The organism is Janthinobacterium sp. DSP2-3-3, assembly GCF_049897325.1.
Classification (GTDB): domain Bacteria; phylum Pseudomonadota; class Gammaproteobacteria; order Burkholderiales; family Burkholderiaceae_D; genus Janthinobacterium.
On the sequence record NZ_JAFCWA010000002.1, the window covers coordinates 409,580 to 432,376 of the forward strand.

Sequence of the window (22,797 nt, forward strand, 5' to 3'; positions counted from 1 at the left end):
GGCCGGCATGAGCAGCCCCCTTGCCCCCCGCAGCCAGGCCGGCACCAGCGGCGTGGCTTTTCTGCTGCAACTGGAACGCCGTCTGCGCCTGCTGCACGACACGGGCGAGATTCTCTGCGTGTCGGCGCAGCTGCTGGGACAGCGCCTGGGCGCCCAGCAAGTGGCCTGTTTCGATATCGACCAGACCCTGCAGTGCCCCACCCTGCAGCATGCGTGGAGCGACGGCCTGGCACCGGGCGCCGCCGGCGAATATTTCCTGGGCGATTATGCGGCCCGCTTGACCGATGCGCTAGCCGCCGGCCAGACGCTGGCCGTCAGCGATGTGGCGAGCGACCCGCGCACGGCCACGCCGGACGCGCTGGCCACGTTTGCGCGTTTGGGCATCCGTGCCTTCCTGAACATTCCGATTGCCAAGGATGGCCGGTTGGGCGCCCTGTTCGTCGTGCACAGCCGCGCGGCGCGCCTGTGGCACGCGGACGAGATCGACTTGGCTGTGCAAGTGTCGGAACGGGTCTGGTCGACCATCCTGCGAGCCCAAGCGGAATCACGCTTGCGCGCCCTCAGTGCCAACATGGAAACGCAAGTGGCCGAACGCACGCGCGAATTCGGCCGCACCTGGAACGTCAGCCCCGATTTGCTGGGCGTGCTCAACCTCGACGGCTATTTCGAGCACTCGAACCCCGCCTGGCAAGCCACCCTGGGCTGGTCGGCAGAGGAAATTCGCACGACAAAATTCCTGGAACTGATCCACCCGGAAGACTTGCTACGCACCCATGCAGCTTGGGAGGCTGCCAACCAAGGCCAGCCGGCGCTGCGTTTCGAAAATCGCTACCGCCACAAGCTGGGCGGCTGGCACTGGCTGTCCTGGGTCGCCGTGCCCGAGGGCGAGAAGGTGTATTGCAGCGCACGCGACATCACCGTGGAAAAGAAGCTGGAAGCGGACCTGGCCGCGCGCAACAGCGAGCGCGAGCGCCTGTGGCGCAGCGCGCAAGACCTGATGGTGGCCATCGATGCCGAGGGCTGCTTTGCCGCCGTCAATCCGGCCGCCAGCGCCATCCTGGGCTGGCTGCCCGAGGAAATGCTGGGCCGCAGCCTCTTCGACTTCGTGCTGCCCGAGGATGCCGTCGCCACGCGCCAGGCGCTGGCACAAGTGACGCACGAGGCCATGCCCAGCTTTGAAAACCGCTACCGGCACCGCGAGGGTGGCCACCGCTGGCTATCCTGGTCGGCGGCGCCCGAAGGCGACCTGATTTTTGCCACCGGGCGCCATGTCACGCTGGAAAAAGAGGCGCAAAGCACCTTGCGCAACATGCAGGAATCGCTGCGCCACAGCGAGATGGCCCTGTTGCAATCGCAAAAGCTGGAAGCGCTGGGCAAGCTGACGGGCGGCGTGGCCCATGATTTCAATAACGTCCTGCAAATTATCTCCGGCAATCTGCAATTGCTGCAGCTGACCCTGGACGACGACCCGCTGGCCGCCAAGCGCATCGCCAGCGCCTCGGCCGCCGTGGAACGGGGCGCCAAGCTGTCGGCCCAGCTGCTGGCCTTTGCGCGGCGTCAACCATTGAAACCGCTGGTGACGGACCTGGCGCACCTGCTGCGCTCAACGGAAGAGCTGCTGCGGCGCGCCACGGGCGAAAGCATCGAGACGCGTTTGCTGCTGGCCGACGACTGCTGGCGCGCCCTGGTCGACCCGCACCAGCTGGAAAACGTCATCCTCAACCTGGCCATCAACGCGCGCGACGCCATGGCTGGCCAGGGCCAGCTGACCATTGAACTGAGCAACAGCGTGCTGGGCAGCGACTATGCGGCGCACCATGCGGACGTGACGCCCGGCGACTATGTGCAACTGGCCGTCTCCGACACGGGCACGGGCATTCCCGCGGAACTGCTGGACAAGATTTTCGAACCGTTCTTCACGACGAAGAAGGAAGGCGAAGGCACGGGCCTGGGCCTGTCCATGGCGTACGGCTTCCTGCGCCAGAGCGGCGGCCACCTGACGGTGGACAGCCTGCCCGGCCATGGCAGCACTTTCCGCATCTACCTGCCGCGCTCGCTCGAAGCGGAAACGGAACTGCCGCTGCAGTTGAGCGGCCCCGTGCTGGGCGGCAAGGAAACCATCCTCGTCGTGGAAGACGACGTGCAGGTGCAAACGACGGTGGTGGACATGCTGCGCGGCCTCGGCTATGACGTGCTGCGCGCCAGCGATGGCGAAAGCGCGCTGGCCATCATCGGCAGCGGCGTCCCCATCGACCTGCTGTTTACGGATGTGGTGATGCCAGGCAAGGTCGCCAGCACGGCACTGGCGCGCCAGGCCCGCATGCTGCTGCCGCAGCTGGCCGTGTTGTTTACCTCGGGCTACACGCAAGACGCCATCATGCAGGGCGGCCGATTGGAGCCGGGCGTCGAGTTGTTGAGCAAGCCGTACCGGCGAGAAGACCTGGCACGGCGCATCCGCCACTTGCTGGCCAACGGGCGCCACGTGACGGCGCTGCACCAGTACCGCGCGCAGCTGGCGCCGCAGCCGCCCGCGCCGGCGCGGCCCGGGATGCGTCCGGGGATGCGTCACATCTTGTTGGTGGAAGACAATGCCGACGCGCGCGCCATGACGAGCGAACTGCTGACCATGCTGGGACACACGGTGCTGGCCGTGGGCACAGCCGAGGAAGCCTTGCCGCTGCTGGACACGCCGGGACTGGAACTGCTGCTGACCGATATCAGCCTGCCGTCCATGTCAGGCGTCGAGCTGGCCGAACTGGTGGCACGCGAGCAGCCACAGCTGGAAGTGGTATTTTCCACCGGCCATGCACCGGCCAATTCCGGTGTGCTGGACCCGGCCGCGCGCTTCCTTGTCAAGCCATTTACCGTCGAGCAATTGCAGCAAGCCTTGTTGCCGCCAACTTAGTAAACGTCAAGCCGGCGCGCCTTCAGTGCGTTGGCCAGCTCTTCCAGGCCAAACGGTTTGCGCAGGAAGCGCGCGCTGGCGTCCTGCATCAGACTGGCGCCCCAGTCGTGCCCGGAAGCAAACACCACCTCCAGCTGCGGCCAGTGCGCGCGCGCATGGCGCGCCAGTTCCAGGCCGGACATGGTGGGCAGGCTGATGTCCGTCACCAGTATGTCCAGACCCGGCATGGCCAGCAAGGGCAAGGCTGCCTCGGCGCTGGCCACGCCATGCACGGTATGGCCCAGCATATTCAGCATTTCCGTCGTCATTTCCCGCGCATCGTCATTGTCTTCCACCAGCAGGATGCGCCGCCCCGACGGGTCGGGCGCGCCCACCAGGCGGCGGTCGGCCAGCAGGTGGCGAATGCGCCGCGCCAGGTCTTCGCGCTGGTAGGGCTTGCTCAACAGCTCCACGCCCGGGTCCAGGCGCCCGCCCTGCATGATGGCATTGTGCGTATAGCCCGAGGTAAACAACACGGCCAGCTCCGGCAGCAGCAGCCGGGCCTGCTGCGCCAGCTCCTTGCTGCTGACGGGACCCGGCATGACCACGTCCGTAAACAGCAGATCGATGGCCACGCCCGTGCCCAGCAGGGCCAGCGCCGAGGCACCATCGTCCGCATGCAGCACGTCGTAGCCCAGGCCGCGCAACATATCGACCACCGTGTGCTGAACAGGAGCATCATCTTCCACCACGAGGATGGTTTCGCCGCCGCCCAGCACGGGGCCCGTCAGGCCCGGCGGTGGCTCGGCCAGCTTTTCCAGCGAGCGCGGCAAATAAATCTTGAAAGTCGTGCCGGCGCCCGGCGCACTGTGCACCTTGATGTGGCCCGCGCTCTGGCGGATGAAGCCGTAGGCCATGGACAGGCCCAGGCCAGTTCCCTCGCCTTCGCGCTTGGTGGTGAAGAACGGCTCGAATATCTGGTCGATCACGTCGCGCTCCATGCCATGGCCCGTGTCGGTGATGGTCAGCAACACATACTGCCCCTCCAGCACATCGGCATGCAGACTGGCGTAGGCGGCATCGAGCGTGACGTTGCTCAAGGTAAAAGTGAGGCGCCCGCCCTTGTCCATTGCGTCGCGCGCGTTGATGGCCATGTTCAGCAACACGTTTTCCATCTGGTTCGGGTCGACCAGGGTATGCCACAAGCCGTCGCTGATGAAGGTTTCCTCGGAAATAGCTTCGCCCAGGGCGCGGCGGATCAGCTCATGCATGCGGCGTAGCAAACGCCCCAGGTCCGTCACCAGCGGCCTCAAAGGTTGACGCCGCGCAAAGGCCAGCAGTTGCGACGACAGCTTGGCGCCCCGCTCGACAGCCGAAGCTGCCGAAGCGAGACGCCTGGCCGCCTGTGGATTGTCGGCCACCGTCAACTTCAACAACTGCAAATTGCCCGAGATAATTTGCAGGACGTTATTGAAATCATGGGCCACGCCGCCCGTCAGCTTGCCGATCGATTCCAGCTTTTGCGCCTGCAATAAAGCTTGCTCGCTGCGTACCAGCGCCAGCCGCGCCTCTTTTTCATCCGTGACGTCGCGGCCGATGGCGTGGATCAGCTTTTGCGCCGGCACGGCCGTCCAGGAAATCCAGCGGTAGCCGCCATCGCGGCGCCGGTAGCGGTTTTCCATGCGCAAGGTAGGCGCGCCGTGGGCCAGGCGCGACAAGTCCTTCAGGGCCGCCATGCGGTCGTCGGGATGCACAAGGCTGATGAAATCCATACCCAGCGACTCGATTTCTGGCCGGCCCAGGATCTTGCTCCAGGCGGGATTGACGGCGATGATCATGCCAGCCAGGTCCGCCACCAGCATGATGTCGGTCGACAGCCGCCACATGCGGTCGCGGTCAGCTGTGCGGTTGGCCATTTCCACTTCCAGCGAGGAATTCAGGTAGGCCATCTTTTCCAGCACGTTCTTCTGCTCCTGCACGTCCGTATTCGTGCCTACCCAGCGCAGCACCTTGCCTGCCTCGTCGAACAGGGGCAAGGCGCGCGCCAGGAACCAGCGGTAAGCGCCGTCACTGGCGCGGCGCATGCGGAACTCGTATTCGTAGGCGCTGGCCGTGGCGACGGCCCGTTCCCAGCTTTTCTGCGTGGCTTGCACGTCGTCCGGATGCACGCAATGGCGAAAACCGCTGGACACCAGGGACTTCATCGATTGCCCCGTGTATTCGCACACCTGTTCGTTGACCCAGTAGGTGGCGCCGCTGCCATGCGCCAGCCAGGCCTGGTTGGGCATGGTCGAGGCCAGCGAACGGAACTGCGCTTCGCTGTCGAGCAAGGCATTGCGCGCCTGCCAGTGCTCGTCGATATCCTCGCACGAGCCATACCATTTTACGGGCTGGCCGCGCTCGTCTTGCCGGCAATACGCGCGCGAATGTACCCAGCGGTACAGGCCGTTCTGACGGCGCACGCGCATTTCCGCATCGAAAGGCTGACCGCTACCGACGGATTCGCTCCAGGCCGCTAAGGAATGGGGCACGTCGTCGGGGTGGATGGCTTCCAGCCAACTGGTACCCAGGCCGCTGCCTCCCGTCCATTCGCGCCAGCGCTGCGCCACGTAATCGAGCTGGCCGTCGACGTCGGCCGTCCACAGCACTTGCGTGTTGAGTTCGATGGCGTAATGAAAGTGTTCGCGGCTGTCGTGCAGGGCTTTTTCCAGCAGGCCCCGCTCGATGACATGCGCGGCCACGCGCGCGGCCAGCGCCAGCAGTTCGATCTCCGGTTGCGTAGGATGGCATGGCGCCTGGAAAAACAGGCCCAGCACGCCCAGGATATGCCCCTTGGCGCCAAAGACGGGAGCCACCCAGCAGGCGCGGTAGCCTTGCAGCAGGGCTTCCTTGCGTCCCGCGCTCCAGTGTATGTCGCGCGTGATGTCGCCGCAATACACGGGCGCGCCGGAAAAGGCGGCCGTGCCGAACGGCGATGGCTGGTCGCCGCCGTGGCGCAAGGCCAGGCACAGGTCTTGTGGCAGGCTGGGCGCGGACAAGCCGCAAAAACGGTCGGTCTCGTCAATCAGCACCAGGCAGGCATGCGCGCCGCCCTCGGCCAGGTCTTGCAGCGCCAGCAACAAATGCTCTAATGCATGGGCCAGGTCGGCGCCTGCCGCGATGCTGCCCAGCGCACTATGCTCGGCGTCCAGCAATGAAAGAATGTTGTTTGCGTGCACCGTGTCGATAAGGGGAAAACTGATGCCCGAAATATACCATGGGGCAACCCTCTTCTAGGGGAAAACAGCGCACCGCTTGATCTCAGCGGCAACGCGGCGCTATGCTAAAGTATTGCTCTCTTCTCAAGCGAACCCCAGCATGCCTACCTCCTTGCCGTCCTCCCTGATCGCCACCGCCCTGCTCGCCTTCGTCAACGGCGCCGTTGCCGCCCCCATGAGCCTGGACGACTACCTGGCCCTGAACGGCCCTCCGCCCACCGCACAGATCGCGTACGGCACCGCGCCGTCGCAATACGCGCAGCTGTTCCGGCCCGAAGGCAGCGGACCGTTCCCGGTAGTCGTGCTGGTGCATGGTGGCTGCTGGACGGTGGCCTTTGGCGGCATCAAGCAGATGCGCAACGTGGCTGGCGCCCTGGTGGCACAAGGCATTGCCGTGTGGAATGTCGAGTACCGGCGGGTCGACGAGCCGGGCGGCGGCTATCCCGGTACGTATGAAGACATGCATGCGGCGCTCGACAGCCTGCGGCAGCACGCGCCCCAATACCAGCTCGACACCAGCCGCATCCTCGCCATGGGCCACTCCGCCGGTGGCCAGCTGGTGCAATGGATCGCCGGGCGAGAAAAACTGCCGAAGAGCAGCCCCTTGTACCGTGAGCAGTATTTGCCGATCAAGAATATCCTCAGCCTGGGCGGCCTGGCCGATCTGCGCCACGAAAAGGAGTTGATCAAGACCAGCTGCGAGCGCGACATCGCGCAACTGGCAGGCAGCGCCAGCACCGAGCGCCCCGACATCTACAGCGATACCAACGCGGCCGACCTGCTCCCCAACGGCAGCCGCAGCGTGCTGGCCACGGGAGAACTGGACACCATCTCCCCGCCCCGCGTCGCGCACGACTATGCGGCCAGGGCGCTCAAAGCCGGCGACCATGCGGAAGTGCTGATTTTGCCCGGCGCCAGCCACTACGACGAGATTGCGGCCACGTCGAATGCTTGGCGGATGATATTGCCGGTGGTTCGGAAGATGCTGGGGATGGAGAGCTAAAAGGTGCAATAGAGAGGCAGCGTCTGCCTCGGACTTCATCCGGTATGGGTTGGCGTATTGGTTACATTACTTCCTCATGAGATAAACCCTACTTCCGGGCGCAAGCAGACGTTCCTCAACCGCAAACTGGCAACGATAGCAAGAACACCCCCGCGCCTCAAACTAAGGCTCCCCGGGCCAAGCGAGCCTGAAAAATGGCCAGGGCAAGGCGCGCGGGCGAAGACAGTACGCATGTACGGCAAGCCCAAGCAACGCGGCCATGGACATTTTCTCAGGCCCGCGACTCAGGCCCGCTGTTCTTTATTGAACACGCGCCAGGTACTGTGCCAGCTGGCCGAACGTCGCCTTGAACCCCTGCTTCATCGACTCAAACCCCTGCTTGAAAGTCTCATGCTGCGCATCCGTCGCCTTGTGCGGCGTGGAGCGCAAGGTCATCGTCGTCTTGCCGTTTTCCTCGGTGAGGGTCATGGTATTGAACGATTCGAGCGGCCAGGTGGCGCTGACGGGGTGCTGCACGGGGTTGCCCTGTTTGTCGGCGAATGACAGGATGGAGACGATCTTTTCCGGCGCTTCGATCTGCTGGTAGGTGAACTTGCCCCACATCTCGTAGCCATTGTCGGCGCGCATGCCGTAGTGGAAGATGCCGTCCGGTTGCAAGTCCAGCGCCAACACGCTCAATTCAAAGCCGACAGGCCCCCACCACTGGGCCAGGCGCTCCGGCTCCACCCACGATTGGAACACCAGTTCGCGCGGCGCGTCGAAGGTTTGCGTGATGACAAAGTCGCTGCTGTCGCGGTGCTGTCCTTCCTGCTTCTGTTCTGCGGTGGCCATGCTCTCTCCTGCGTTGGTGGACTGGTCGTTAATGTAACAGCGGCGCCGATATCTGGTCAAATTGCAGCGGCAACTGGCGGCAGCCCCAATTTGCTCCTTTGAGCCTATTTCGCCTTCCCCGCCGCCACCAGGTCCAGAATATGCTTGGGCACGGCCGCATAGTGCTTGAATTCCATCGTATAGGTGGCCCTGCCCTGGGTCAGCGAACGCAGGGTGGTGGAATAGCCGAACATTTCGGCCAGCGGCACCAGGGCCTTGACGATGCGCCCCGCGCCGCCGGGGATGTCGTCAATGCCCTGCACCATGCCGCGCCGCGCCGTCAGGTCGCCCATGACGTTGCCCATGAACTCTTCCGGTGTTTCCGCCTCCACCTGCATCATCGGTTCGAGCAGCACCGGATGCGCCTTGCGCATGCCATCCTTGAAGGCGATGGAACCGGCCATGCGAAACGCGTTTTCATTCGAATCGACGTCGTGGTAAGAACCAAACGTCAGGGTGGCCTTCACGTCCACCACCGGGTAGCCGGCCAGCACGCCAGCCTTCAAGGTTTCGACGATGCCCTTGTCGACGGCGGGGATGAATTCGCGCGGCACCACGCCGCCCTTGACGGCGTCGACGAACTGGTAGCCCGTGCCTGGTGGCAAGGGTTCCAGTTTCAACACCACGTGGCCGTACTGGCCCCGTCCGCCCGACTGCTTAACGAACTTGCCCTCGATATCTTCCACCGTGCGCGTGATGGTTTCGCGGTACGCCACTTGCGGCTTGCCCACGTTCGCTTCCACGCCAAATTCACGTCGCATGCGGTCGACTAAGATTTCCAGGTGCAATTCACCCATGCCCGACATGATGGTCTGGCCAGATTCCTCGTCCGTGTGTACCTTGAACGACGGGTCTTCCTGCGCCAGGCGGTTCAGGGCGATACCCATCTTTTCCTGGTCGGGCTTGGTCTTCGGTTCGACCGCCTGGGAAATCACGGGTTCCGGGAAAATCATCTTTTCCAGCACGATGATGTGGTCGATGGCGCACAGGGTGTCGCCCGTGGTCACGGCTTTCAGGCCCACGGCGGCGGCGATGTCGCCCGCATACACTTCCTTGATTTCCTTGCGTTCGTTGGCATGCATCTGCAGGATGCGCCCCAGCCGTTCGCGCGCACTCTTGGTGGGGTTGTAGACCATGTCGCCCGAGTTCACCACGCCCGAATACACGCGAAAGAAGGTCAGCTGCCCCACGAACGGGTCCGTCATGATCTTGAAGGCCAGCGCGGCAAAGTGCTCCTCGTCCGTGGGGTGGCGCTCTACCTCGTTGTCATGCTCGTCGTGGCCCATGATGGGCGGCACTTCCATGGGCGACGGCAAGTACTCGATGACGGCGTCCAGCATCGCCTGCACGCCCTTGTTCTTGAAGGCGCTGCCGCACAGCATGGGCACGATTTCATTGCGGATGGTGCGCGCGCGCAAGGCCTGCTTGAGTTCCGCTTCCGTGAACGTGTCGCCATTCAGGTAGCGTTCCGTCATGTCGAGGCTGGCTTCGGCAGCGTGCTCGACCATGTGCTCATGCCACTGCTGCGCCTGTTCCAGCAGTTCGGCGGGAATCTCGCCATAACTGAACTGCACGCCCTGGCTGGCGTCGTCCCAGGTGATGGCGCGCATTTTCAGCAAGTCGATGACGCCCGTAAAATGCTCTTCGGCGCCGATGGGCAGTTGGATGGGCACGGCCACGCCTTTCAGGCGGGCGGCGATCTGCTTGCGCACGCGCAAGAAATCCGCACCCACCCGGTCCATCTTGTTGATGAAGGCGATGCGCGGCACGTGGTATTTGTTGGCCTGGCGCCAGACGGTCTCGGACTGAGGCTGCACGCCGCCGACGGCATCGTAGACCATGACGGCGCCGTCGAGCACGCGCATCGAGCGCTCCACTTCAATCGTGAAATCCACGTGCCCGGGCGTGTCGATGATGTTGATGCGGTGTTCCGGAAAGTTGCCGGCCATGCCTTTCCAGAAGGCCGTGGTGGCGGCCGAGGTGATGGTGATGCCCCGTTCCTGCTCCTGCTCCATCCAGTCCATGGTGGCGGCGCCATTGTGCACCTCGCCGATCTTGTGATTGACCCCCGTATAAAACAGGATGCGCTCGGTAGTGGTGGTCTTGCCGGCGTCGATATGGGCGCTGATGCCGATGTTGCGGTAGCGCTCGATAGGTGTTTTGCGGGTCATCACAATCTCCACGGCTAGCCCCGGCACCCGGTTTTTCAGTGTAGCAGACATCGAATTGACGGGCGACCAGTGAGCAGTTTTTACCGTGCGCGCAACACTAATATTAACGCGCACGCGCGTAGCACAGGACAAACAAGAGTTTCGGCTATACTTTCAACTCTGTTAATCCAACAAAGATGAATCAGACTCAAGACGCACGGTAATGTATCGTGCAAGGCGACGCCGCCGGCATGCCTGCCCAGGTGTGCACCGAATGACATGCCCCACTCAGCCTATGACTATCCAACTAAGAAAAATAATCCTCTCCTCCCTGCTGGCGTCCCCGGCGCTGGCCATGGCCGGCGAACTGGAACAACAAATGCAGCGTTGCGCCGTGCTTGGCGATGCCAGCGCCCGCCTGGGCTGCTTCGATACCCTGGCCAAAGCGGCGGAAAAGGCCACCATCGCCGCCGGCGGTGATCCCGCCACCGCGGCCGTCACCCTGGCAGCGGCCGCCGAGGGCGCTCCCCTCACCCCCGTCAGTCCGCCTGGCGTGGCCACGCCCGACGCCGTCAACGCCGCCATTCCCGCCATTGCGCAAGCTGGCGCGGCGCCACCGGAAGCGCCGATTTCGCGCACGCAGCAATCCTGGGAACTCAACGATGCCTCGAAGCGCGGCCTGTTCAACTTCCGCCCGCACCGCGATACCTATCTGCTGCTGGCCAATTACAGCGACGCGTCCAACGACGAACCATTCCAGGATTTCACGCCAGGCGGCATCAAGAGCCAGCATGTGGAATTGACCTTCCAGCTGAGCTTCAAAATGAAGTTGCTGGAAGACATAGCCGGCACACCCATCGACATGTGGTTCGGCTACACGCAGCAAAGTTTCTGGCAAGCATATAACCGCAAGGCATCGAGCCCGTTCCGCGAGACCAACTATCAGCCGGAACTGATGCTGGTCTTACCGATCAACAAGAATTTCGCGGGCGTCGAATTCAATTACCTGAACTTCGGCCTGGTACACCAGTCGAACGGCCAGACGTCGACCCTGTCGCGCAGCTGGAACCGCGTGTATGCCGAACTGGGCGTGGAAAAAGACAACTTGGCCGTGACGACGCGCGTCTGGCACCGCCTCGACAATGGCAAGACCGACAATGACAATATCGACATCACCGATTACATGGGGCATGGCGACTTGCGCGTCAGCTACCGCAACAAGGGCCATGAATACGCCGTGACGGCGCGCCGCAATTTCAGCAAGAAGCATGGCTCCATGCAGGCAAGCTGGGCTTTCCCATTGAAGGCCAACTTGAAAGGCTATCTGCAACTGTTCTCCGGCTATGGCCAGAGCTTGATCGACTACAACTATTCGCAGAAATCGATCGGCGCCGGTTTCATGGTCGACCTGTAAGCAACACAGTGACAGAAATGAAAATGGCGCCAAGAGCGCCATTTTTTATTGCAGAAAAGAAAATCTCAACGCCGGCCACCGCCCAGCACGCGCGCCGGCAGCATGACGATGGCGCGCAGCAATTCGAACACGCCTTCCACGCCAATGCCGATCAAGCGCAATGGCAGCAACAGCAGCCAGGCCAGCGGATATAGCACGAGTGCCAGCAAGGCCAGCGGCCAGCACACCAGCAAGAGCAGCAGCCACAGCACAAATCCCAGCATCACGTTCCCCTCGAATGAAATGTGCGGAGCAAGCCGTGCTTGCCCCGCTACCGTGACAGCACTATATAAAAGCGCTACCGGGGCGGCAACGGCCATGCGATGAACTGCACAATACAGGGATAAACGGAGTAAAAACGGGGATGAACGGTCGCTGGCGAGCGGCTTACTAGGCTTACTAGGCTTACTGGCCGACGCAAATCACTTTCGTGATGTACTCATGCGCGTTCGGCTTCTTGTTGGTGGCCCATTTGATGGCCTGGTTGGCATCTTCGATGGTCAGGATGCTGGCCTTTTCCTTCGACTTGATGAAGGACACGCCTTCAAACGCGCCTTCCTTGCTGCGCATTACCTTGGCAAACACGGGCGGCCTGGTCTCGCCATCGCTGATTTTGTTCTGTTGCACGAGGTAACGCTGATTGATCTGTTCCATGATAATAAAGCTGTTCAGTGGTAAAGGACGAAATATACCCTGAATGGACAAACGCCGCAGGACGAAATCGCTGCGGCGTTGCCTTTCAATTAATGATAATCAGGCTGAGGTTCAGGCGTACACGGCGTTCTGCACGACGGGCTGAAGACTCACGTCATAAATCACTTGCGCGCGGATCGACGCTTCCAGCGAGGGAATCGAGCCGCCAGCGCGGTACTGGAAGCTCACTTGCAGCACGTCGCCCGCCTTCACGGCCACCGGTGTTGCCAACGGCAAACACATGTAGTGATTCAACCAGTCGATGGTGCTCGAGCGCTCGGGCACCACGGCCAGGATGTTCTTGGTGACGAAACGCAAGGCGTTCAGGGTGCCGCTGCGCTCGACGACAAACTTGCCGTCAAAGCCGAACACGCTGTCCGTCGGCTGGCTGAAGTCGATGATGCTGTAGACGGACGGCGGCGCCAGCTCCTGCACGCCCGGGTGGATGGCCGTGGTTTCCTGGAATTGCACGATGGGCGCATAAAAACCCTCGAAATCGTATTCCTGCTGCATCGGCTGCACGGCCATGATGACGGCTTCGGGCAGGAAAATGGGCAGCGCGCCGCCAAAACGGGCCAGGTAGCGACGCTTGAACGATTCGATCACTTCCACCTGCTTTTCGCGCAACATGCCGACATGGATCATTTCGCAAATGACCACATCGACGGGCTCCGGCGGCAGGTATTCGAAGGCGTCCGCGTGAACGACTTCGACTTTTTCACCGTTGGGATTAAGCGCCAGCATCTTGCGCGCTTCCTTGACCATGTCCGGGTTGAACTCCACGCACCACACCTTGTCGGCGCGCGCGGCCGCAAACCACGACAGCACGCCCGTGCCGCCACCCAGTTCCAGCACCTTCATGCCGGGTTTCACCGCGTAATCGATCGCCGACTTGAACCCGTGCATGCGGTTCTGGTCCATCAACATATTGTGGTGGTAATGGACGGGGATAAATTGCCCCAGGTAACAACTCTCGATTTCTCGTTCATTCAGCATGTCTGTCCTCTTGGAGTCTGGCTCCGATGGCCGATCGGTTTTGTCATTCCAGAAAGCAGTGATGTCGCACGGGCTGCGCGCGGGGCGGCGACAGTACAGCCGGCGCTTGACGGTGGTTTGATTGCCCATGCGAAAGATCTCCTGATTAATGCGACACGATCATTATCGTTAATCACGAGGGAGAACAAAGGGCTGAGGTGAGAGGCAATTCCATGCCAGTTTCAGCGCTGGCATGGAAAGTATTGAAATTAAAACATTACTTGAAAACATTACTTGCGGGCGGCACGCGCCTTCTGGGCAGTGTCGATGATGGCCGCCACGCCCGGCTTGTCGCCGGCTTGCGCGAACTGCACGGCCGTCCAGCCATGGTCGCTTTTCAGGCTGGCGTCTGCCCCCCAGGACAGCAGCAGCTTGACGGCGCCTTCCTGCCCTTCGCGGGCGGCAAACATCAGCGGCGTGACGTTGGCGGGCGCGCGCGCATCGACCACGGCATCGCGGTCGAGAAAAATCTTCATGATAGGCAAGTCGCCCGCCGAGGCCGCATAGTGCAGCGCCGTCCAGCCGCTCTGGTTGACCTTGGCGCCCTTGGCCAGCAAGGCTTCCACGGCATCCTGCTTGTGCTTGTAGGCCGCCATCATCAATGCCGTGTTGCCATTGGCAGAGCGCGCTTCGATATCGATGCCGGGCGCGTCGAGCAGCAGCTTGAACACTTTGTCCGCATCGTCGCGCAGGGCCAGCACGAGGGGAATATCGCCCCGCTGCGCGTCAGCCTGGTTCGGATTCATGCCGTCAGCCAGCATGCTGCGCACGCCGCTGGCGTTGTTGACGGACACGGCGCGGAAGAAGGCATCCGGTTCCGGCGCCGCGTGGCTGGCGGCGGCACAGCACAGCAGCATCACCAGGGCGAGTTTTTTCATCATGTCTGACCTTAAGAAGTTATGGCAACTGATTGAATAATTTGAAGAAATTGTCCGTCGTCTGACGCGCCACCTGGGCTAAAGGAATGCCTTTCAGGGCCGACAGGTATTCCGCCACGTGGGCCACGTAGCCGGGCTCGTTCATGCGGCCGCGGAAGGGTACGGGCGCCAGGTAGGGCGAATCCGTCTCGATCAGGATGCGCTCGAGCGGCACTTCCAGCGCCACGGCTTGCAAGTCTTTCGCGCTCTTGAACGTGACGATGCCGGAAAACGAAATATAGAAACCCATGGCTATGGCGGCGCGCGCCACTTCGAGCGATTCCGTAAAGCAATGCATGACGCCGGCCACGCCGCCGTCCGCCACGCCGGCGCCCTCTTCGCGCATGATGCGGATGGTGTCTACACTGGCTGCCCGTGTGTGAATAATCAAAGGCTTACGGGTGATTCTTGATGCTTTGATGTGGGTCCTGAAACGCTCGCGCTGCCACTCCAGGTCGCCCGTCAGGCGGAAATAGTCGAGGCCCGTCTCGCCGATGGCGATGATCTTCGGGTGGTCGGCCAAGCGCACCAGGTCTTCCACGGACGGTTCAGGCGTGTCCTCGTAATCGGGATGCACGCCGACGGAAGCAAAAATATGCGGATACTGCTCGGCCAGGGCCAGCACCTGGGGGAAGTCCGGCAAGTCGACGGACACGCACAGGGCGTGCGTCACCTTGTTCTCGGCCATCTTGGCGAGGATCTCGGGCATGCGAGCAGCCAGCTCGGGGAAATTGATATGGCAATGGGAATCGATATACATAAGGCGAGATTGTACCGGAGGGAGCAAAAACTGGCAGGGGAAGCGCCGGGCGCCCCCCTGCTGCCTCGGTACGGATGCTTGCAGCCGATTACAGCTGCGAGGCCGGGTGGTCGGCGAGCGGAACGAAGTGGCCGGTCGACTCGTCGAGCGCGTCGAGGGAGCCGTTCTCGATGTCATACACCCAGCCATGCAGGGTCAGCCGGTTTTGCGCCATGGCCAGCGCCACCGACGGATGGGTGCGCAAGTTATTGAGTTGCGCCACCACGTTGGCGCGCACCATGCCGTCGATGCGCGACTGTTCCGTCGGATGCTCGACCGACTCGTTGATCATGCGCGCCGCATCGGCATGGTGCAGCCAACTGCGCACGGCCGGCATGTGATCCAGGCAGGCGCAGGTGGCAATCGCCTTCATCGCACCGCAATCGGAATGGCCGCAAATGACGATGTCGCTCACGTTCAAGGCGGACACGGCAAATTCGACCGTGGCACTCACGCCGCCCGGTTCGGGACCATACGAAGGCACGATATTGCCCGCGTTGCGAATCACGAAGAGCTCGCCTGGTTCGCGCTGCGTCACCAGTTCCGGCACCATGCGGCTGTCCGAACAGGAAATGAACAGGGCCTTGGGGGTTTGTCCCGTGGCCAAGGTCTTGAACAACTCGCGGCGGGCGGGAAAAACCTCTTTTTGGAAGCGTAGAAATCCAGCAATAATATCGCGCATAAATAAATAGAATGGTTAGCTGAGCCGATATTATCGCTGATCTGGCGCCTGTCGTGCCTATTGCCCTCCTTGTCCAGCACCGTGCAGCCTTCGTCGCGCAGGGTTTGCAGCAGCGCATCGAGGTCATCGACCCGGTAATTGATCATGAAGGCAGCCTTGCCGGGCGCGAATTGCTCGCTGTCCCGTGCCTTGACTGTAACACCGGGGGCCAAGCGTGGCAAACGGCCATGGCGCGCTAGGCATAAATATTATCAAGATGTATAGTGGAGCGCCGGTGTGCAGCCATGGGGTTGCGCACGGAAACGTGGAGAGTGTTCATGCTGAAAATTGCCGGCCCTTTGATACTGCTGGCCTGCCTGGCCCTGGCAGCGCCTGCGCAGGCGCAAGTACAGGTGCAGAACAAGCGCGACGCGCCCAAGGCCATCCCCGAGGCGGGCCTGTGCGCGCCCGTGTGCGCATCGGCACGCCAGGATTGCCGTGCGCAAGTGCAAAGCGCCACGGAAGACGACACCAGCCCCATCTTGTCGATGAAGCCCAGCAGCAATCCCTACGTTGCCGCAAGCCGGGAAACGGGGGCCCAGTCGCAGCAGCTGCAACCGACGCAAGCCCAGGCCTTCCGCGCCCGGCGCGCCGAACGCCAGCAAGCTTGCGAGGTGCACTACCGCAGTTGCACGCGCGCCTGCGGCTAAGAAGGCCTGTCAACACTGGCTGCGCAAGAAATTATCTGGATTAACTTTGCAAGGCAAGTGATTGATTTTATTGGCAACTAGAAGAGTAATCGAGCAGCATGTCTTCCAGGAACAGCTTGGGCGACAAGGGGTGCTCGGCAATTGCCCGGCGCTCGTTGGCGGCCCTGATGGCGGCCATCAGGCGGCTGATGTTGATGCGTCCGGCCAGTGCTTCCAGCTCGCGCCGATGGCGCGGGTAGTAGCGGATGGTGCCCGACAATTTAACGGAAAACACGTCGTACAGCCAGCGCTGCAGTGATGCCACCAGCGGCGCCAGCGGCGCCTTCTGCAATTTATCCGCCGCCTTCAGGGCCGCTTCCACGCCAGGGTTGGCCAGCACCTGCAGCAATTGTTCCGTTTCTTCGCGGCCGCCCGACTCGGACTGGGCCAGCGCAGCCAGCGGTGCGCCGCCCTGCTCGCGCAGCCAGCTGTCCGCATCGTTCAAGCCTTGCGCCTTGAGCCAGGTCAACGCCTGCTCGTGGCTGGGCATGGGCAAGGCGAACTTGCGGCAACGGGACAATATCGTCGGCAGCAATCGGTCCAGGCTGTTCGATGCCAGCAGGAACACCGTGCCCGGCGGCGGCTCTTCCAGGGTTTTCAGCAGAGCGTTCGAGGCGGGCGTGTTGAGTGCTTCGGCCGGGTACAGCACCACCACGCGCAAGCCTTGCCGGTGCGTGGAAATGTTCATGAAGTCGGCCAGGTTGCGGATTTGTTCGATCTTGATGTCTTTCGACGGCGTCTTGGTCTTGGCGCTTTTCTTCGTGCCGTCACCCTCTTCGCCATCGTCGACCACCTCGTCTTCCAGCGCTTCCGGACGGACCCTGCGGTAATCGGGATGGTTGCCCTGGCTAAACCAGCCGCACGAGGCGCACGTGCCGCAGGCATGGCCGTCGGCGCGCACGTCTTCGCACAGCAAGGCCTGCGCGAAATGCTCGATGAAGTCGGCCTTGCCGATGCCCTGCGCGCCATGGAACAGGATGGCGTGCGGCATGCGCGGACGCAAGGCTTGCAATTGCTGCCAGGCGTCCTGTTGCCAAGGATAGAGAGGACTGTTCATTTTATTCCTTGTAAATCAGTGGCTTGCGGCGCTTTTCTCAAGCAATACATCAAGTATTTGCGCCAGCTGTACCTGAATATCGGCAATGCTTTGCGTGGAATCGATGATGCGGAAGCGTTCAGGGAACTGCGCCGCGCGGCGCAGATACTCGTTGCGCGTGGCGGCAAAGAAGTCCGCTTGCTCCTGCTCGAACTTGTCGAGCGCGCGCGTGGCGTCCAGGCGGGCGCGGGCCACGGCCAGCGGCACGTCGAACAGCAACGTCAGGTCCGGCTGCAGATGCGGGTGCACCCACGCTTCCAGCGCTTCCATCTTGCGCAAATCCATGCCCCGTCCGCCGCCCTGGTAGGCGAAGCTGGCATCGGTAAAACGGTCGGAAATGACCCACTCTTCCCGCTCCAGGGCGGGCGCGATGACTTGCGCGATGTGCTCGCGGCGGCTGGCGAACATCAGCAAGGCTTCCGTTTCCAGGTGCATTTTTTCATGCAGCAGTAGTTCGCGCAGCTTTTCGCCCAGGCTGGTGCCGCCCGGTTCGCGCGACGACACGAGGGTCACGCCCCGCTGCTGCAGGTAGTCGGTGACAAAGCCGATATGCGTCGACTTGCCCGCGCCATCGATGCCTTCGAAGGTGATGAAGCGGGGTTGATAGTGTTGTGTCATGAAACTCTTAATCTGGTGATGATGAATGCTGGCAAGAATGTTGGCAAAATTGCTGGCAAAAATGCTGGCAATTACCGCTGATACTGGTTCACGGCGCGGTTATGGTCGGGCAAGTTGGCCGAGAACTGGCTGGTGCCGTCGCCGCGCGCCACGAAATACAGCGCTTGCGTGCGGGCCGGCGCCAGCGCCGCCGTCAGCGATTGTGCGCCAGCCAGTGCGATCGGCGTGGGCGGCAAGCCGCCGCGCGTGTAGGTATTGTACGGGGTGTCCGCTTCCAGGTCGCGTTTGCGGATCTTGCCCTGGTAGTTGTCGCCCATGCCATAGATCACGGTCGGGTCCGTCTGCAGCAGCATGCCTGTTTTCAGGCGGTTGACGAAGACGCCGGCGATCATGGCACGCTCGGACTTTTGTCCCGTTTCCTTTTCCACGATGGAAGCCATGATCAACGCCTCGTACGGGTTTTTATATGGCAGGGCCGGATCGCGCTTGTCCCACGCTTCCGACAGGCGGCCTATCATGGCCGTGTGCGCCTGCTTGAAAATCTGCATTTCGCTGGCGCCCTTGGCGAACAGATAGGTATCCGGGAAGAACAGGCCTTCCGGATGCCCATACTCAGGGCTGATTTTCGCCATCAGTTCCTTGTCGGAGAAACCTGCCGTATCGTGCTTGAGACCAGCATGGTTGGCCATCGCCAGGCGCATCTGTTTGAAAGTCCAGCCTTCGATGATGGTCAAGGACTCTTGCGCGAATTCACCGCGTGTCAGTTGCGTGATCAAACGCTGTGGCGTGGTGCCCGGCTTCAACTCGTAAGAACCGGCCTTGATCTTCGAGGTCTTGCCTTCGATGCGCGCCAGCATGTTGAACAGGATGGGCACGATGGGCACGCCCGCATCCGCGATCTGCTGGCCGGCCGCATGCGCGCCACTACCGGGCGCGATCGTAAACGGAATCGCTTCGCCTTCCGTGGTGACGGGCTGCTGCGCCCAGTACACAAAAGTGCCACCGACGCCGATGGCGGCGATGACTGAGCTGACTACAAGTTTTTTAAAGAAAGCCATTGTTCCGATTCTTGTGATGCGGGCGCTGATGGCCAACGTCCGCTTGTTATGATCGTTCATTTGTGAAGAAAGTGCGCGCAAAGCGGCGCCAGCACTGACAATCTTGCCGCTGCCGACGCAATCGGCGCGACATCACTATAATGAACCCGTAATGATAATGCTTAATTGCTGATCTAATGGAAATTATGAATAACTGGAATCAATTTTTAACCGCACAAGGCGCTCGCCCCGTTGTCTCCGATGGCGCGCCTGACAGCACAGCCCCCATCGCCGCCGCCACTATCCACGATTTCGGCCAAGCCCTGACAGTGTCCCAGCTGCAAGAAGGTTTTGTCGCCGCCATCACGGACCAGGGCTTGATCGGCTTGAACGGCGACGAGGCTGCCAGTTTCCTGCATGGCCAGCTGACCAACGATGTGGAACACCTGAGCCAGGAGCAAGTGCGCCTGGCCGGCTACTGCACGCCGAAAGGCCGGCTGCTGGCCAGTTTCCTGATGTGGCGCAATGCCACCACCATTTATCTGCAATTGCCGCGTACCCTGCAGCCTGGCATCCAGAAGCGCCTGCAGATGTTCGTGCTGCGGGCCAAGGCCAAGCTGCACGATGCGTCCTTTGATGCAGCGAATCAGGTCATCCTGGGCCTCGGGGGACTAAGGGCCAGCGTGGCACTTTCCGCCTTGTTCCCTGTGCTGCCCGCCGTGCCGTTCAGCAAAGTCGAGCATGCGCTGGGCACCCTGTTGCGCGTGGCCGATGCCTTCGGCAGCGCCCGCTATGAATGGCTGACCTCCGCCGCCACGGCGCGCGACGTGTGGCCGCAACTGGCGCAACAGCTGACGAAAGGCGGCAATGATTGCTGGCGCCTGTCGGAAATCCATGCGGGCATCCCGCAGATCACGGCCGCCACGCAAGAGCAATTCGTGCCGCAAATGGTCAACTTTGAGCTGCTGGGCGGCGTCAATTTCAAGAAAGGCTGCTACCCGGGCCAGGAAATCGTCGCGCGCAGCCAGTACCTTGGCAAGCTCAAGCGCCGTACCACCCTCGTCAGCATCGCTGACGCCTCCGTCGTGGGCGGCGGCGAACTGTTTGCCGTCAGCGACCCGGACCAGCCTTGCGGCATGGTCGTCAACGCCGCGCCGAACGGCAGCGGTGGCATCGACGCCCTCGTTGAAATGAAGTTGGGGGCGATAGCAGAAGGTTCAAGCGCCGCCGGCGCCGTGCGCTACGGCTCGGCCCAGGGTGCCCACGTGCATTTCCTGCCCATGCCTTACGTGCTCGACGCACTCGATTTGTGAGAATGCCATGAAAGATGTATACATTTACTATCAGGTGAAGGAAGAGCACGCCCAGGCGCTGGAAGCGCGCGTGCGCGCCATGCAAGCGAAACTGGCGGCGGCCTCTGGCGTGGCGCCGCAACTGAAGCGCCGCCCGGAAGTGAAGGATGGCTTGCAGACGTGGATGGAAATCTATCCCGTCGTCGGTGAAGGCTTTGCCGAACTGCTGGACGCTGCCGCCGACGAGGCGGGCTTGCTGGCCCTGACGGCCGACGCGCGCCATACGGAAGTGTTCATGGATTTGCCTCCATGTGCCTGATCGTTTTTGCCTGGAAAGTCAATCCGCACATCCCGCTGATTGCCGCCGCCAACCGCGACGAATTCTATGAACGCGCCAGCGCCCCCGCCGGCGCCTGGCCAGAGCACCCGCAAGTATATGCGGGCCGCGACTTGCAGGCGGGCGGCAGCTGGATGGGCATCACCCAGGCCGGCAGCGGCAGCTCGCGCTTCGCCGCCATCACCAACTTCCGCAGCCCGCAAGACCGCAACCCGGACGCCCCTTCGCGCGGCGCCCTGGCGGCCGACTACCTGGCCGGCAATATGTCGCCGCAAGACTACATCGCGCAAATCCGCCCCGGATGCAAAGCCTACAACGGTTTTAATCTGGTGCTGGGCGACGCGCATACGCTGATCTGGTTTTCCAACCGGGGCGATGGCGATGCGCGCAATGGCCAGCCTCTGGAACCGGGCATCTACGGCTTGTCGAACGCCCTGCTGGACGCGCCGTGGCCGAAAGTCTTGAAGACCAAGGCCCAGTTCGCCAGCCTGCTGTGCCAGGGCGCACCGGACGACGCGTACTTCGACATGCTGGCCGACACCACGCGCGCACCCGACTTCCGCTTGCCCGACACGGGCGTGCCGCTCGACCTTGAGCGCGTGCTGTCCGCCGTCTGCATCGAAACGCCGGGCTACGGCACGCGCACTTCCACCGTCGTGAAACTGTTCCCGGACTCGCCCGGCGAACTGCATGAGCTGGTGATTCAGTAATTGCTAACGGAGCCGGCAACGCCCGGCTCCGTCCTGTTTTTCTCTCGCCTTTCCCTCCAGTTTTACTTCCATGCCCTGCCCCGATATCGTTCGCGCGAAAAAAGAAAGCGCTTGCGCAAGCGCTTTCTTTTGTTTACGATAGATTCAAACGCGGCGACACAGCCGCAACCAATCGCAGCACATAATAATAAAAAATCATCAGGAGACACCATGGCCACCATGGAAGATGTAGCGCGCGCGGCCGATGTATCGCTGTCGACCGTTTCGCACGTACTCAACGGCACCCGCAAGGTCAGCCCGAAAACCGTCGCCGCCGTCAACGCGGCCATGCAGCAGATCGGCTATGTGCCGAACATGCTGGCGCGCGCGCTGGCCGGCTCGTCGTCGGGCACCATCGGCGTGGCCATTTCAGCCTTCACCAATCATTACTTCAGCGAAACCGTGCGCGCCATCGAGGCGGCCTGCACGCGCCACGGCTTGATGATGCTGTTTTCCGATACACATGACGATCCCGCGCAAGAACTCAAAGTGGTGCAGAACTTGCACCAGCGCCGGGTCGACGGCATCGTGCTGGCGCCCTCGGGCGATCCGCACAACCGTGCCCTCGACTATTTGACCAGTAACAAGATCGCTTCCGTGTTGGTCGACCGCATGTCGCGGCAACCGTTCGACCAGGTGGGCGTGGAAAACATCGAGGCGACGGCGCAGCTGGTCAACCATTTGATCACCGCCCACGGCCACCGCCGCATCGGTTTCATCGCCGGCGCGCCCGGCCTGTCCACGACGGACGAGCGCATCGCAGGCTACCGCCTGGCCTTGCAGCGCGCCAATATCGTTTTTGACCCCGCACTGCTGCGCTCGGGTGACTCCCAGCTGGAACGCAGCGGCGCGGCCACGCGCGAACTGCTGGCGCTGGCGCCCGGGCAACGTCCGACGGCCATCGTGGCCGGCAATAACCTGATGACCATCGGCACCATGCACGCCTTGCGCGATGCCCACATTGCGGTACCGCAAGACGTGGCGCTGGCCGGCTTCGATGATTTCGACTGGGCCGACTATTTCAGCCCGCGCCTGACCGTGATGGCGCAGCCGCTCGAAGAGCTGGGTGCCATGGCTGTCGACCTGCTGATCGACCGCATCGCCAATCCGGGCCGCGCCCAGCATGTGCAGCGCTTGTCGCCGACCCTGCGCGTACGCAATTCCTGCGGCTGCCCCTGACCTTTTACTGTAAACAAT

20 protein-coding genes are annotated in these 22,797 nt (G+C 62.2%); 8 read left to right on the top strand and 12 right to left on the bottom strand.

Annotation, left to right across the window (positions count from 1 at the left end; all coding sequences use genetic code 11):
- The first annotated feature begins 7 nt into the window (after positions 1 to 7).
- Positions 8 to 2,905 carry a response regulator gene (locus ACP7DE_RS05850; RefSeq protein WP_426071192.1) on the top strand — a complete coding sequence of 966 codons (2,898 nt, stop codon included), beginning with the start codon at positions 8 to 10 and terminating at the stop codon, positions 2,903 to 2,905.
- Here the strand turns inward: ACP7DE_RS05850 and ACP7DE_RS05855 are convergent.
- Positions 2,902 to 6,102, bottom strand: a complete 3,201-nt coding sequence (locus tag ACP7DE_RS05855) for a PAS domain-containing protein (RefSeq protein WP_426071193.1) — start codon at positions 6,100 to 6,102, stop codon at positions 2,902 to 2,904. The genes ACP7DE_RS05850 and ACP7DE_RS05855 overlap by 4 nt on opposite strands.
- A gap of 139 nt (positions 6,103 to 6,241) precedes the next feature.
- Here ACP7DE_RS05855 and ACP7DE_RS05860 point away from each other — a divergent pair, with 139 nt between their 5' ends.
- Positions 6,242 to 7,144: an alpha/beta hydrolase gene (locus ACP7DE_RS05860; protein WP_426071194.1), complete on the top strand. Its 903-nt coding sequence runs from the start codon at positions 6,242 to 6,244 to the stop codon at positions 7,142 to 7,144.
- A 300-nt stretch (positions 7,145 to 7,444) separates the two neighbouring features.
- Here the strand turns inward: ACP7DE_RS05860 and ACP7DE_RS05865 are convergent, their stop codons facing one another.
- Both ACP7DE_RS05865 and fusA read right to left on the bottom strand, forming a co-directional pair.
- Positions 7,445 to 7,975 (bottom strand): SRPBCC family protein, encoded by a 531-nt coding sequence (locus ACP7DE_RS05865; RefSeq protein WP_426071195.1) that lies wholly within the window; start codon positions 7,973 to 7,975, stop codon positions 7,445 to 7,447.
- 104 nt (positions 7,976 to 8,079) lie between these two features.
- Entirely contained in the window at positions 8,080 to 10,185 is a 2,106-nt protein-coding gene (gene fusA, locus ACP7DE_RS05870) for an elongation factor G (RefSeq protein ID WP_426071196.1), read from the bottom strand.
- A 274-nt stretch (positions 10,186 to 10,459) separates the two neighbouring features.
- Here fusA and ACP7DE_RS05875 point away from each other — a divergent pair, with 274 nt between their 5' ends.
- Positions 10,460 to 11,578 carry a phospholipase A gene (locus ACP7DE_RS05875; protein ID WP_426071197.1) on the top strand — a complete coding sequence of 373 codons (1,119 nt, stop codon included), beginning with the start codon at positions 10,460 to 10,462 and terminating at the stop codon, positions 11,576 to 11,578.
- Between the two features lie 65 nt (positions 11,579 to 11,643).
- On the opposite strand, the gene ACP7DE_RS05880 is transcribed toward ACP7DE_RS05875, so the two are convergent.
- From ACP7DE_RS05880 to ACP7DE_RS05905, 6 genes are all read right to left on the bottom strand, one after another.
- Entirely contained in the window at positions 11,644 to 11,841 is a 198-nt protein-coding gene (locus ACP7DE_RS05880; RefSeq protein ID WP_096235523.1) for a hypothetical protein, read from the bottom strand.
- A gap of 181 nt (positions 11,842 to 12,022) precedes the next feature.
- Complete coding sequence (locus ACP7DE_RS05885; protein WP_426071198.1) at positions 12,023 to 12,271, bottom strand: hypothetical protein; 249 nt, start codon at positions 12,269 to 12,271, stop codon at positions 12,023 to 12,025.
- A 111-nt stretch (positions 12,272 to 12,382) separates the two neighbouring features.
- Positions 12,383 to 13,306 carry a methyltransferase domain-containing protein gene (locus ACP7DE_RS05890; RefSeq protein WP_426071199.1) on the bottom strand — a complete coding sequence of 308 codons (924 nt, stop codon included), beginning with the start codon at positions 13,304 to 13,306 and terminating at the stop codon, positions 12,383 to 12,385.
- A gap of 269 nt (positions 13,307 to 13,575) precedes the next feature.
- A complete protein-coding gene (locus ACP7DE_RS05895; RefSeq protein WP_426071200.1) occupies positions 13,576 to 14,226 on the bottom strand; it encodes an ankyrin repeat domain-containing protein in 651 nt (216 codons plus the stop codon).
- Between the two features lie 16 nt (positions 14,227 to 14,242).
- On the bottom strand, positions 14,243 to 15,022 hold the full coding sequence (locus ACP7DE_RS05900; protein ID WP_426071201.1) for a TatD family hydrolase: 780 nt from the start codon (positions 15,020 to 15,022) through the stop codon (positions 14,243 to 14,245).
- 88 nt (positions 15,023 to 15,110) lie between these two features.
- On the bottom strand, positions 15,111 to 15,743 hold the full coding sequence (locus ACP7DE_RS05905; protein WP_426071202.1) for a carbonic anhydrase: 633 nt from the start codon (positions 15,741 to 15,743) through the stop codon (positions 15,111 to 15,113).
- 317 nt (positions 15,744 to 16,060) lie between these two features.
- Between ACP7DE_RS05905 and ACP7DE_RS05910 the strand changes: the two genes are divergently transcribed.
- On the top strand, positions 16,061 to 16,432 hold the full coding sequence (locus ACP7DE_RS05910; protein ID WP_426071203.1) for a hypothetical protein: 372 nt from the start codon (positions 16,061 to 16,063) through the stop codon (positions 16,430 to 16,432).
- 67 nt (positions 16,433 to 16,499) lie between these two features.
- On the opposite strand, the gene ACP7DE_RS05915 is transcribed toward ACP7DE_RS05910, so the two are convergent.
- The 3 genes from ACP7DE_RS05915 to mltG form a co-directional block, all read right to left on the bottom strand.
- Complete coding sequence (locus tag ACP7DE_RS05915) at positions 16,500 to 17,528, bottom strand: DNA polymerase III subunit delta' (protein ID WP_426071204.1); 1,029 nt, start codon at positions 17,526 to 17,528, stop codon at positions 16,500 to 16,502.
- Positions 17,529 to 17,543: 15 nt separating this feature from the next.
- Entirely contained in the window at positions 17,544 to 18,185 is a 642-nt protein-coding gene (tmk, locus tag ACP7DE_RS05920) for a dTMP kinase (protein WP_426071205.1), read from the bottom strand.
- 71 nt (positions 18,186 to 18,256) lie between these two features.
- A complete protein-coding gene (mltG, locus tag ACP7DE_RS05925; RefSeq protein ID WP_426071206.1) occupies positions 18,257 to 19,243 on the bottom strand; it encodes an endolytic transglycosylase MltG in 987 nt (328 codons plus the stop codon).
- A gap of 176 nt (positions 19,244 to 19,419) precedes the next feature.
- Here mltG and ACP7DE_RS05930 point away from each other — a divergent pair, with 176 nt between their 5' ends.
- The 4 genes from ACP7DE_RS05930 to ACP7DE_RS05945 all read left to right on the top strand — a co-directional run bounded on the left by ACP7DE_RS05930 (position 19,420) and on the right by ACP7DE_RS05945 (position 22,779).
- The gene (locus ACP7DE_RS05930) at positions 19,420 to 20,535 is read left to right on the top strand and encodes a YgfZ/GcvT domain-containing protein (protein WP_426071207.1); all 1,116 of its coding nucleotides are present in this window, start codon (positions 19,420 to 19,422) and stop codon (positions 20,533 to 20,535) included.
- A 7-nt stretch (positions 20,536 to 20,542) separates the two neighbouring features.
- Positions 20,543 to 20,833, top strand: coding sequence for a DUF4936 family protein (locus ACP7DE_RS05935; protein ID WP_426071208.1), 291 nt, complete (start codon positions 20,543 to 20,545; stop codon positions 20,831 to 20,833).
- On the top strand, positions 20,824 to 21,561 hold the full coding sequence (locus ACP7DE_RS05940) for an NRDE family protein (protein WP_426071209.1): 738 nt from the start codon (positions 20,824 to 20,826) through the stop codon (positions 21,559 to 21,561). The genes ACP7DE_RS05935 and ACP7DE_RS05940 overlap by 10 nt, the downstream gene beginning before the upstream one ends.
- Before the next feature lie 210 nt (positions 21,562 to 21,771).
- Positions 21,772 to 22,779 carry a LacI family DNA-binding transcriptional regulator gene (locus ACP7DE_RS05945; protein WP_426071210.1) on the top strand — a complete coding sequence of 336 codons (1,008 nt, stop codon included), beginning with the start codon at positions 21,772 to 21,774 and terminating at the stop codon, positions 22,777 to 22,779.
- The last annotated feature ends 18 nt before the right edge of the window (positions 22,780 to 22,797 follow it).